A 12,121-nucleotide genomic window follows, 5' to 3' on the forward strand; every position below is an offset into this window, starting at 1 on the left:
TCGCTCAGCCCATCAATCGTCCCGAGTCAGGACTTCCAGCAACTCGATTTCAAAGATCAGGTTGGCGTTGGGCTTGATGTGGGCACCCATGGACCGCTCACCGTAGGCCAGGTGGGCCGGCACCCACAACTTGCGCTTGCCACCGACTTGCATGCCCATCAGGCCCAGATCCCAGCCCTTGATGACGCGACCGGTGCCGATCACGCATTGGAAGGGTTTGCCGCGACTGTCGGACGAATCGAATTCGGTGCCGTCTTCAAGGGTGCCGCGGTATTGGGTGGTGATCAGCGCACCTTTGACTACGCTTTTGCCGTCGCCCTGTTCCAGGTCGATGATTTGCAGCTCTTCATTCATGGCGGTATCCCTCGTGTGATCCAGGCGCGGGGTTTTCGCAGAAATCCGCGCGCATGGCAAACGTTGTATGCCATGCGCCAGGGAACCGCGACGGTCTCTTCGGTTCACATGGGTATCGACCCTGCTTTTCAGATAAGGATTTTCTGATGATCGACTCTCGCCCGCTCCACGGCTTCATTCCGCCGTACATCCTCAATCGCATCATCGCCCACGGCTCCGAACAGCAACGCTCCAGCGCCCTCGGCACCTTGACCCACGTGCGCAGCCTGCGGCACAACCCCGGCCCGCCCGGCAACCTTCCCGCCGCCGCGAAGCTGCCCAAGCCCGGCAAGGCCGGACAGCCGCAACGCAGCGTGCATGACGCCCAGAACACCATGGAACTGCCCGGCCAGCCGGTCCGCCTGGAAGGCCAGCGGGCCAGTGGCGACCCAGCCGTGGACGAAGCCTACGATGCCCTCGGCGCCACCTACGATTTTTTCTGGAAGGTCCTGGGGCGCGACTCCATCGACAACAAAGGCTTCGCCCTGGTGGGCAGCGTGCATTATGGCCAGGGTTATGAAAACGCCTTCTGGAACGGCGCGCAGATGGTGTTCGGCGACGGCGATGGCGAAATCTTCCAGCGCTTCACTCGCTCCCTGGATGTGGTGGCCCACGAGCTGGCCCATGGCGTCACCGAAAGCGAGGCAGGCTTGGTCTACGCCAACCAATCCGGTGCGCTGAACGAGTCCATCTCCGATGTGTTCGGTGTGCTGGTCAAGCAGTTCGTACTTGAACAGACCGCCGACCAGGCCGACTGGCTGATCGGCGCCGACCTGCTCACCGACAAGATCAACGGCAACGGCCTGCGCAGCATGTCCAACCCCGGCAGCGCCTACGATGACCCGTTGCTGGGCAAGGACCCGCAACCGGCGCACATGCGCGAATTCGTCATTACCCGTGAAGACAACGGCGGCGTGCACATCAACTCCGGCATCCCCAACCGGGCCTTTTATCTGGTGGCGACCACGCTGGGCGGATTTGCCTGGGAAAAGGCCGGCCGGATCTGGTATGAAACCTTGTGCGACCGAAGATTGGCCAATGACGCGTCCTTCAGCGCCTTCGCCCGCCTGACCGTCGAGCACGCCCGCCAGCGCTTCGGCACGCGGGAAGTGCAAGCGGTGCAGAACGGCTGGGCCCAGGTCGGCGTCGACCTGACACAGGAGAGCTGATGAAAACCCTTCCAGACCTAGACGACAAGGCGGTGATACGGCTGTCGCGCCAGGGCGGCGTGGCCGCCATCCATGCGCTGACCCGACCACGGGAAATCGAATTCGCCCAGTGCGACCTCGACCAGCGCACACGCATCAGTTCGGTCCTGGAGGGCTGCCTGCCACTGACCTCCTCCACGCCCGGGCGCGGCGACCAGCGGTTTTTCCAGATCGAGGTGCACTATCGCGCCAACGACCAGGACGACGAGATGGTGCTGCAGGTGCCTGAGGACCAGGCACCCGGCGAGCTGGTTCACCTGTGGGACAAAGGCGAAGTGCTCTGACCTAACGCGTGGCTGGCACGATCTTGACGATTGCGCCGGACACGGTTTCGATCAGCAAGTACTTGTCGTCGATCTGCACCCATTGCTGCTCGTTTGTCGGTTGCTCGAGTTTCTTCTGTTTCCAGTCTTTCATGGCCCTGTCCGCGCGCTGGTAGTCCGCCGGCACCCGGTCGTTCTCCACCAGCCTGCGGCCATTGCTCGGCGAATGCTCCAGGGCGTCTGCGGTTTTCTCGACCGCTTGCGCAACAGGCCCAAGGGCTCCGAGGCCGGCGATCAGGACCAGGCTGGCGATCAGGGATGGTTTGCGCATAGAAAAAAACTCCAGTTATTCGAGGGACTGAATCTGGGACTTCGCGGGCGGCGAATCATTCCTTAATTTCTGGAAACTGTACCCCCTGCTTGCTCCCTCGCCACGGGTTGTGCCTGGCATGGCATAGTGGCAAGTCTTGGCCCAACACCCGCCGGACGGACCCATCATGAGCACCAACGCCTCTTCCCCTGCCCTCAAGGAAATCTTCAACAGCGCCCGCCTGGAGCACATCGCTGACGAAATGCGCGCGGTTTATCCAGCGTTCGATGCCCCGGCGTTTTTGCACATGGCCAACGACGGGCTGGCCGAGTTATCGGTGATGCAACGCATGGCCCGAGTCAGTGAGTGCCTGCATGCGGTGCTGCCCCTCGGTTATGAAGCGTCGCTGGAGGTGCTGCGCGCCCTGGCCCCGCGCCTGAACAGCATGTTCGTCAGCATGTTCCTGCCACACTACGTGGCGTCTTATGGCCGGCATCGCTTCGACGTGTCGTTGGACGCGCTCAAGTATTTCACCCGGTTCGGCTCGTCGGAGTTCGCCGTGCGGCACTTCCTGCGCGACGACCTGGAACGCACCCTCAAGGTCATGCACGACTGGTCGCTGGACGCCAACGAGCACGTACGCCGCCTGGCCAGCGAAGGCAGCCGGCCGCGCTTGCCGTGGTCGTTTCACCTGGAGCCGATCCAGGCCAACCCTGACCTCGCCGCGGCGATCCTCGACACGCTCAAGGCCGACGATAGCCTTTATGTGCGCAAATCCGTGGCCAACCACCTCAACGACGTCACCAAGCAACATCCCGACTGGGTGCTGGACCAGATCGAAGGTTGGCCCCTGCAGAACCGCCACACGGCGTGGATCGCCCGGCATGCGCTGCGCAGCCTGATCAAACAAGGCAACCCCAGGGCGTTGGGCGTCATCGGGGTCGGCGGCAAGGCACAGGTCCAAGTGCTGGATTTGCAGGTGACGCCTGCGGTGATTCGCCTGGGGGAACAGGTCACGCTGTCCTTCACGGTGCAATCAACCCTTGAGCAGGGCCAACGCCTGGTGATCGACTACGCGGTCGACTACGTGAAAGCCTCGGGCGGCACCTCGGCCAAAGTCTTCAAGCTCAAGACCTTCGACCTGCCCGCCCAGGGTTGCGTCAACCTCAGCCGCTCCCAGCACATTCGCGAATTGACCACCCGCAAACATTACGCGGGCCGGCATGCCGTGCACCTGCTGGTCAACGGCGAACGGCTGGGCAGCACGGCGTTCGATATCGTGCCTTGAAGTGGTTCAGCCCACCGCCACCCGTTGTGCCTGGCGAATGTCGTGGATGAACCGCTCAGCCGGCAGTGGATGCCCCAGCAAATAGCCCTGCAGCGAGTCGCAGCCCAACTGGGTCAGGAAGTCTTGTTGCATATCGGTCTCCACGCCTTCGGCGACGATCCGCAGGCCCAGGGCCTGGCCGAGGGCGACGATGGCCGAGACGATCGCCGCGTCATCGCTGTCGTGTTCCAGGTCACGCACGAAGCCGCGATCGATCTTCAACTCGTTGGCCGGCAGGCGCTTGAGGTACATCAGGCTCGAATAGCCAGTGCCGAAGTCGTCGATGGACAGGTCCACGCCCATGTCCGAGAGCTGTTGCAGCACCGTCATGCTCGCGTCCGCATCGCTCATGGCGGTGGTTTCGGTGATTTCCAGGGTCAGGCTGTTGGCCGGCAGCTGATGCGTCTCCAGGGCCTTGGCCACGCTCTGCACCAAACCGGTATGGCAGAACTGCAAGGCCGACAGGTTCACCGCAATGCGCCAATCGGTATAACCGAGCACGTACCATTCGCGCATCTGCCGACAGGCTTCGTTCAACACCCATTCGCCGATGGGGATGATCAAGCCGGTCTTTTCCGCCAGGTCGATGAAGGTGTCGGGCATCAACAGGCCCTGGGTCGGATGGCTCCAGCGCAACAAGGCCTCGGCGCCGACCGGCCGGCCGTTGGCGGCGTCGAACTTGGGCTGGTAGTACAGGCTGAACTGCCGCTGTTCGACAGCGATGCGCAGGTCTTGCAGCAATTGCAATTGCTTGCGGGCGTTGCTGTTCATCGACGCGTCGAAAAAGCTGTAGCCGTTTTTGCCGGCGCCCTTGGCGTGGTACATCGCCGCGTCGGCATTCATCAACAGTTCTTCGGCACTCTGGCCGTTGCCAGGGTAAAGGGCGATACCGACGCTGGCGGAGATCTGCAAGTCATGGTCGGCCACCCGGAACGTGCGTGCGATCAAGCCGACCTGACGTGCCGCCAGTCGCAAGGCATCATCGGGTTCGGCCAGTTGCACCAGCAGCACGAACTCATCACCGCCGATCCGCGCCAGGGTGTCCTGGCTGCGCAGGTCTTCGCGCAGGCGCAAGGCCACGTCCCGCAGCAACAAATCGCCCATGTGGTGACCAAAGGCGTCGTTGACCGGCTTGAAACCATCCAGGTCGATGAACATCAGGGCGAAGCAGCCGCCCTGCTCTTGCACCCGGTGCATGGCCTGGTCGATACGATCAGCCAGCAATACCCGGTTGGGCAGTCCGGTGAGGGGGTCATGCAGGGCCAACTGGGTCAGTTCCCGGTTGGCCAGGGTCAGGGACTGGGCCAGCTCGGCGGTGCGGGCTTCCAGACGCGCATCGAGAATCGACGTCAGCAAGGCGATGGCCAGCACCGCCAGGGTGGTGATCAACACCAGATTGTCCAGGCCCTTGCCGCTCAAGCCGTCCAGGGAGCCACAAAAGCTGCCGTCGCTGAACCGCGCCCCGGCCATGCCGGTGTAGTGCATGCCGACGATGGCGATGCCCATGACCACCGCAGCGCCTGCACGAGCCAGACGCACGTGGGGGGTGTTCTGGCGCAGGCGAAAGGCAATCCACAGCGCCGCCGCCGAAGCGCCGACGGCAATCACCAGCGAAGCCCCGAACAGCGTCGGGTCATAGTCGATGCCTGGCTGCATTCGCAGCGCGGCCATGCCGGTGTAGTGCATGGTGCTGATCCCGGCACCCATGATCAGCGCACCGAACGCCAGTTGCCACGCCGGTAATCGTGGCTGGCTGACCAGCCATAGGGCAAAACCGCTGGAAAGAATCGCGACCAGCAGCGACAGTGCGGTGATCGATATGTCGTAGCCAAGCTCCACCGGCAAGCTGAACGCGAGCATGCCGATGAAGTGCATGGACCAGATGCCCACCCCCATCGCCAGCGCGCCCCCGGTCATCCACAAATGCGCGGCGCGCCCCTGGGCGGTCGCGATCCGCCCGGCCAGGTCCAGGGCGGTATAGGAAGCCAGCACAGCAACAAACAAGGAAATCGAAACAAGGGCGGGGGAATAACTGCCGATGAGCATGGTTTTTTCTCGTAACTGGAGACCGGACTGCTTCCATGCCCGGTTGAAGGCCGGCGATTGTACTTAATCGTGACAGGGACGCACGAACCAAATGTCAAAAAGCCATCAAAGCTGGAATATTTTCGACGAAAGACACCACCCTTCGCAGGGTGAATATTTTTGTAAACCATCAATCCTGTGTTCACCGCAGATCCATTGTGGGAGCGAGCTTGCTCGCGATGGCGGTGTGTCAGTCTACGCACCTGGCCCAAGCCGTTCAGCTACTATCGAAGAACCACTTCAAGGAGGATTCATTCATGGGCGTTGCCGCCAATCGGGCTTTGACCACCGCGCTGGTAGTCATCGATGTACAGAACGACTTCATCCCCGGCGGCCAACTGGCCGTGCCAGGCGGCGATGAGATCGTGCCGCTGATCAACCAGCTTGGCCATTCATTCAGGCACGTCGTCCTTGCCCAGGACTGGCACCCGGCCGGGCACGCCTCGTTTGCGTCCAGTCATCCGGGCAAGCAACCATTCGATATCGTCCAATTACCCTACGGCGAACAGAAACTCTGGCCCGACCACTGCATACAGGGCAGCAACGGCGCCGCGCTGCACCCGGCACTCGACCTCGCCCATGCCAAGCTGATCATTCGCAAGGGCTGCAACCCGGACATCGACAGCTATTCAGCCTTCATGGAAGCGGATCACCTGACCCCTACCGGCTTGACCGGCTATCTCAAGGAGCGCGACATCGACACGGTTTACCTGGTGGGGCTGGCCCTGGATTTCTGCGTGATGTTCTCGGCGCTGGATGCCCGGTTGGCGGGGTTCAATGCGGTGGTGATACTGGATGCCTGCCGGGGCATCGATATCGACGGCTCGATGGAGGCGGCAATCCGACGGATGCAGGAAGCGGGCGTGCAATTGATCGAGTCCACTGCGATAGCCGATCGGCCCTTCGCTTGATGGCTCATACTAAGTCTCCTTTGCGCACAGTGAGTCTCCATGCCCTTCCTCGCCCGCACCCACCCGCGTCTGTCCAGCGCCACGGTCCTTGGCCTGGCGGTAGGTATCCTGGTTCCCGTGGACTCGATCATCAGCAAAATCCTGATCGGCTGGAATGTCGGCGTCTGGACCTACCTGGTGCTGATGTCCTGGCTGACCGTGCGAGCCAAGGCGCCCGACGTCCGGCGCATCGCCGAAATCGAAGATGAAAATGCCGGGCTGGTCCTGCTGGTGGTCTGCATCGCGGCATTGGCCAGCCTGGCCACCATCACCCTCGAACTGGCCGGCAGCCGCGACCTGAATGCCGCCGGCAAGCTGTTGCATTACGGTTTCACGGCAATGACCGTGATCGGTTCCTGGTTGCTGATCGGGGTGATCTTCAGCGTGCACTACGCGCGCTTGTATTACACCTGGGAGGGCAAGGAGCCGGCGCTGCGGTTTGCCGAAGGGCTGACCACGCCCAACTATTGGGACTTCCTGTATTTCTCTTTCACCATCGGCGTGGCGGTACAGACCGCGGACGTGGGCGTCGCCACGCGGCAACTGCGCAAGATCGTCCTGGCGCAATCGCTGATCGGTTTTGTGTTCAACACGGCGATCCTGGGGTTTTCGATCAATATTGCGGCGGGGTTGTTTGGGTGAGGCGTATGGGGGCCGCTTCGCGGCCCAGCGGGAGCAAGCTCCTCGCCACAGAGACGGTGTCAGGTATCAGGCGTTGGCAGCCACAGCCTGAAGCGCGCCCCACCCAGCGGCGAGGCTTCGACGGTCAGCGTGCCGCCCTGGGCTTCCAGGGCTCGGCGGCTTATGGCCAGGCCAAGACCGAAGCCGCCAGTGGCGCGGTCGCGGCTGCGGTCCAGGCGGTAGAACGGCTCGAACACGCGCTCGCGTTCGCTGTCGGGAATGCCGATGCCGTCGTCATCGACCCAGATCTCACAGCCTTGATCACCCACCAGCACACCGATCTGAATGCGCTTTTCGCAATAACGCATGGCATTGCGCAGCAGGTTCTGCAAGGCCCGTGCGGTCAGGCGCGGGTCCAGTACGAAACGCTCCAGTGCCCCGTGCAACAGCACGTCGATCACCACGTCCGGCGCCGCCAGGTCCTCGTCGACGCTGCCCAGGATGCTGTCGATGAACTCGTCCAGCGCCACCTCGACCCGTTCGGGCAGGCGTTGCGGGTTCTGCAAACGGCTGTAGGACAGCAGTTCCAGCACCAACTCATCAAGCTCGCGAATGTGCGCCACCAACCCTTGCAGGCGCTCACGACTGGCCGCCGGCAGGTCATCGGACAGCGCCAGGGCCAGGCCGAAGTCGAGCCGCGTCAGTGGCGTGCGCAATTCGTGGGACACGGCGTTGAGCAGGTCCCGTTGTTGGTTGAGCAGGTTCTCGATGTCACCCGCCATCGTGTCGAACACGTGGGCCAGGCTGCCGATGTTCGAACTGGAGGCAATGTGCGTACGCTCGCCCAAATGACCTTTGCCGAAGCGTTCGGCGGTGCGCCTGAGGCGTTCCAGGTCGCGCCAGTGAGGCCGCAACCAGAGCAACAGGCACGCCAGCATCGTCGCGCCGATCAACACGTTGATGCTCCAGTACAACCAACTGACGTCAGCCGGGTCCGGCGGCACGACCATCTTCACCGCCGTGCGCCCGTCCAGCGGCGCCGCCGCCAAGGTGCGCCAGGCCCAGTCGCCAATACGCACCACGTTCTCGCCGCGCTTGAGACGCGCCTGCTCTTCGGCACTGAAGCCGCCGTCATCGAACGCAGCCAGCTCGATTCGCAGTGGCTCGAACTCCTTGTCCATCTGCGCCGCCAGCGCCGGCCACTGCTCGCTGGGCACGGCGCGGAACTGCTTGACCATCAAGGTTTGCAGGCCACGGGAATAATCGAGGTTGTAGGTCAGGAAACGGTCGTGAAACAGGCGGACCACCAGTTCCGGCATCAGGTAGATCGCCGCGCTGTAGGACACGATGGTGACCAGGTAAAGGCGAATCAGCAGCTTCCACATCGGCTCAGCATTCCCACTCGGAACGACTGAACAGATAACCCTTGCCCCACACGGTCTTGATTTTGCGGGCCTCGTCGGCGTTGTCGTCGAACTTGCGCCGCAATTTGGAAATCGCCACGTCCACCGAACGGTCGGTGCCGTTGAACTCAATGCCGCGCAGGCGCTGCAGGATCTGGTCGCGGCTCAGCACTTCGCCGGAATGCCGGGCCAGCACCACCAGCAAGTTGTACTCGCCGCTGGACAGCTCCACCGCTTGTCCGCGCCAGGTTACGGTACGCTCGGACAGGTCGATGCAGAGGTTGCCCATGACAATGCGGTCGTTGACTGTCTGCGGCTCGGTAAGGCTGCTGCGCCGCAGCAAGGTACGCACCCGCGCCAGCAACACCCGGGGCTCGCAAGGCTTGGTGACGTAGTCGTCGGCGCCCATCTCCAGGCCCAGCACCTGGTCGTGGCTGTCGTCCCGGGCGGTGAGCATCAGGATCGGCAAGGTCGCCGAGTCGGCCCGCAGCAGGCGGCAGACCTGCAAACCGTCCAGCCCCGGCAGCATCAGGTCGAGGATCACAAGGTCCGGCGGATCGACGCGCGCCCGCTCACGTACATGGTCGCCACGGCTGAGCACGCTGACCTGATAGCCGTTGCGCTCCAGGTAACTGGCGATCAGCTCGGAGAGTGCGGTGTCGTCTTCGACCAGGAGGATGTTGGGCATGGGTGTTTCCAGAAAAGTGCTGTGGCGCCTGGTGGGGCCACAATCGCGAGCAAGCTCGCTCCCACAGGGATGTTCGGTACGACACAAAACCAGTGTGGGAGCGAGCTTGCTTGCGATGGCGGCATGCCAGGCGCAGAGAATCTCAAGCTGCCAAGGATATACGCCCTCATCTACCGCCGAGCAAAACCCTTACATAATTTCACACAACCTCTACGAATTATTACCCCGAATACAAAAATGCCCCGACATTGTCGGGGCATCACAGCGCTCAAGGCAGAACTCTTCAATCAGAAGAAATAACTCAACCGCAAGCTACCACTCCAATCCTGACTGACGGTTGTCCCTTTGCTGCCTCCAACCTGACCCGAGACCTGCCAGTTACGTTGGGCCGGCGTCCACTTCAGGCCCGCACCATACTCAAGCGCTGTGCTGGCGCGGTCGTCATCGAAGCTGTCGTCGTTGATCCTGACCTCGTTGGTCTTTATGAACTCATGATTAATGCCCGCCGACAAACTCGGCTCCAACAGGCCGCCATTTTCGAGACTGATCACGCGTCCGCCCCTGAGGCCCACGTTCCCTTGCACAGAACGCATAGTGTCGGCTTTGACTTCAAGGCCGTTGTCCAGTCGGTAGCTATCGCTCTGGGTCACGCCCGTCGAGACTCGCACCTGTGGCTCGATGAAATAGTTATCTTGCAAGCGAATATGCTTGCCCACCGCGACCGAACCGCTTGCGCCCAATGCCTTGTATTCACCCTTGGAGCGTGTACCGTCACTCATGGTGACCCTGGCTTTATTGTTGAACTGGTTGACCTTGGCCATGACGTTGACGAATACACCGCTCTGGACATCATAGGTACTGCCGTAGACACCGAGGTTTACGCTGTCGACCGTTGCGCTGGATCCGTACCGCAAATCCATGTTGGTGTGGCTGGTGCCTACGAAACCACCGAGTACCCATGGGCGATTGCCAATATCCACCAATGTATCGGCACCGCCGGTGATCCCGTTCTGGTTCTGCGAGTAACCATCGCCATAGGCGTTGTCGACGCTGTATTGATTACCGTAAGTACGTACCCAGACGCTGTTGCTCAACTTGATGTCGTTATCGCTGGCCGAACGCATTGACGCATCGGGCCGTGCGCTTAATCCCCGATCACCGATCTGATCGTTGAGCATGTTCATCTCTGCGTTCAATACGCTACGAGCACTGCCGGCCAAAGCCAATGCGGTATTGGTGGACGGGCTGACGGTGTCCCGGTCGGGATCAAGGTACAAACCCTCCCCATCCTTCTTCAAGCGGTAGACGAAGGTACCGGCATCGACCGTTTCTCGACCACCCAGCGAGAAACTCGCATCGCCAGCGGCAATGTTGCCGATTTTGACGGCGTCGGCACTGGTTGGCGTAGTCCCGGTCGCGGAGACCAGCAACTGATGTTGCCCGCTGGCAGTACCGGTAACATTCAGGAAGTCCGTATTGCCGTTACCCAGGTCGGTGCCCATTACAAAAGTACCGTTACCGGAAAGCTCACCTATGTTCAGTTGCTGGAACTGCTCATTGGTGCCCATGCGGACCACACCACTGCTCAAGCCCAGACGCTGTACTGTATTGTCGCCAGTCATCACCCATTGCGCGGCATTGTCAATGTTCAGGTTGCTCGAGTCGGTAATCTGGCCCGTCAGCACGGAGCCGTTGTTGAGCAATACAGTGCCATTGGCATCCGAGAGCACATCGCCGGTCATCTGGCTGTTGTTGTCGAGCTTGAGATCAAACACGTTCTCCACGTTGCCATTAATCACTGAACCGTTATTCAGGCTGACCGCCGTCCCTGTCCCCGCAACGGCCATTACGTTACCGTTCAGGGTGCTATTGTTGTTGAGGTTGACGTTGGTAACGTTCTGCAGATTACCTTCAAGCGAGGAGCCATTCTGCATCAGCCAGGACACCGTACTGCCGGTATCGGCTATGACGTCGCCGCGTAGAGCGCTTGCATCGACGTTGACGTTGGCTGTGGAAGTATTGCTGGCTTGAAGCAGTGTTCCGTTGCCGCCGTTCAACTGCGAGCCATTGAGTACGTTGATGGTCGCGACAGCACCAGGACCACCGAAGGCGCCAACGACAATTGCCGACCCCGTGTCCCCCGTTACGACTGTATTATTCAAGGTCACCGTGCTGGCAGTCACACCGGTATTGTCCACGCCGATTCGCAGGCCATCCTGACCACCGGAGATCGTGCTTCCGGTCGCCGAAAGCGTTGCCCCTTCCAGTTGAACGCCGTAACTGGTCGCACCAGTGCCACGCAAGGTCGAATCGTTGACCGTCAGGACGCTGAAGCCCGTGGCGTTTGCGCCGCCGACGAGTCCGGTAATTGTGCTTCCACCTGTGACCGTGGCGCTGGAGGCGGTTGGGGTGTTGATGTTACGCCCCAATAGCAGACCCATGCTGTTGGTACTGGTAATAGTGCTACCTTGGATCGTGGCGGAGCTATCGCTGAGCGCAAACGCTCCTCTCCCCGTCGAGCTTTCTACAGTTGCGCCGGTCATCGCGATATCAGAGCCATCGCGAGCGTCAATCCGCGCACTCTGACCACCATTGAATATGACATTGGCATTTTGCGAGCTGATCGTGAGTGCGCTCGCATTGTTTATTGTCAATGTTCCACCTTGAGACACAGCCCACACCTCTGGTGCTGGAGGATTAGTAACGGTCTCACTTTCCCCAGGAGCAAGAATTCTGGCATGAACCGCAGGAGTGCCGAGGAACAATACGGCAAGCAGATAGCCCGTACTCTTGCGATTTATGAGCGTTGGAAATTGAGGCATGGGGACTCCGCATAATCAATTTAACAACCTCTCTTCGAGCAGAGAAGTCAT

General features: G+C 61.1%; 11 protein-coding genes. 5 read left to right on the forward strand and 6 right to left on the reverse strand.

Annotated features, from left to right (window positions below):
- Positions 1-12: 12 nt before the first annotated feature.
- Positions 13-354, reverse strand: coding sequence for an FKBP-type peptidyl-prolyl cis-trans isomerase (locus tag KI235_RS18310; protein ID WP_212795214.1), 342 nt, complete (start codon positions 352-354; stop codon positions 13-15).
- Between the two features lie 146 nt (positions 355-500).
- Between KI235_RS18310 and KI235_RS18315 the strand changes: the two genes are divergently transcribed.
- Positions 501-1,562, forward strand: a complete 1,062-nt coding sequence (locus KI235_RS18315) for a M4 family metallopeptidase (protein WP_114731340.1) — start codon at positions 501-503, stop codon at positions 1,560-1,562.
- Complete coding sequence (locus tag KI235_RS18320; RefSeq protein ID WP_003202948.1) at positions 1,562-1,885, forward strand: protealysin inhibitor emfourin; 324 nt, start codon at positions 1,562-1,564, stop codon at positions 1,883-1,885. The genes KI235_RS18315 and KI235_RS18320 overlap by 1 nt, the downstream gene beginning before the upstream one ends.
- A 1-nt stretch (position 1,886) precedes the next feature.
- Here KI235_RS18320 and KI235_RS18325 read toward each other — a convergent pair whose 3' ends face one another.
- Positions 1,887-2,195: an RcnB family protein gene (locus KI235_RS18325; protein WP_003202950.1), complete on the reverse strand. Its 309-nt coding sequence runs from the start codon at positions 2,193-2,195 to the stop codon at positions 1,887-1,889.
- A gap of 166 nt (positions 2,196-2,361) precedes the next feature.
- Here KI235_RS18325 and KI235_RS18330 point away from each other — a divergent pair, with 166 nt between their 5' ends.
- Entirely contained in the window at positions 2,362-3,462 is a 1,101-nt protein-coding gene (locus tag KI235_RS18330) for a DNA alkylation repair protein (RefSeq protein WP_212795215.1), read from the forward strand.
- A gap of 6 nt (positions 3,463-3,468) precedes the next feature.
- Here the strand turns inward: KI235_RS18330 and KI235_RS18335 are convergent, their stop codons facing one another.
- Positions 3,469-5,547 (reverse strand): EAL domain-containing protein, encoded by a 2,079-nt coding sequence (locus KI235_RS18335; RefSeq protein WP_003202954.1) that lies wholly within the window; start codon positions 5,545-5,547, stop codon positions 3,469-3,471.
- A gap of 296 nt (positions 5,548-5,843) precedes the next feature.
- Here KI235_RS18335 and pncA point away from each other — a divergent pair, with 296 nt between their 5' ends.
- Together pncA and KI235_RS18345 are read left to right on the forward strand one after the other, a co-directional pair.
- On the forward strand, positions 5,844-6,497 hold the full coding sequence (gene pncA / locus KI235_RS18340; RefSeq protein ID WP_212795216.1) for a bifunctional nicotinamidase/pyrazinamidase: 654 nt from the start codon (positions 5,844-5,846) through the stop codon (positions 6,495-6,497).
- Positions 6,498-6,536: 39 nt separating this feature from the next.
- Positions 6,537-7,178: a DUF1345 domain-containing protein gene (locus tag KI235_RS18345; RefSeq protein WP_003202958.1), complete on the forward strand. Its 642-nt coding sequence runs from the start codon at positions 6,537-6,539 to the stop codon at positions 7,176-7,178.
- Between the two features lie 59 nt (positions 7,179-7,237).
- Here KI235_RS18345 and KI235_RS18350 read toward each other — a convergent pair whose 3' ends face one another.
- The 3 genes from KI235_RS18350 to KI235_RS18360 all read right to left on the reverse strand — a co-directional run bounded on the left by KI235_RS18350 (position 7,238) and on the right by KI235_RS18360 (position 12,070).
- Positions 7,238-8,542 (reverse strand): ATP-binding protein, encoded by a 1,305-nt coding sequence (locus KI235_RS18350; protein WP_003202960.1) that lies wholly within the window; start codon positions 8,540-8,542, stop codon positions 7,238-7,240.
- A 4-nt stretch (positions 8,543-8,546) separates the two neighbouring features.
- Complete coding sequence (locus KI235_RS18355) at positions 8,547-9,248, reverse strand: response regulator transcription factor (protein WP_003202964.1); 702 nt, start codon at positions 9,246-9,248, stop codon at positions 8,547-8,549.
- Between the two features lie 287 nt (positions 9,249-9,535).
- Complete coding sequence (locus KI235_RS18360; RefSeq protein WP_003202965.1) at positions 9,536-12,070, reverse strand: autotransporter outer membrane beta-barrel domain-containing protein; 2,535 nt, start codon at positions 12,068-12,070, stop codon at positions 9,536-9,538.
- Positions 12,071-12,121: the final 51 nt, after the last annotated feature.

Origin of the sequence: Pseudomonas sp. St386 (assembly GCF_018325865.1) — a bacterium.
Taxonomy (GTDB): Bacteria; Pseudomonadota; Gammaproteobacteria; order Pseudomonadales; family Pseudomonadaceae; genus Aquipseudomonas; species Aquipseudomonas brassicacearum.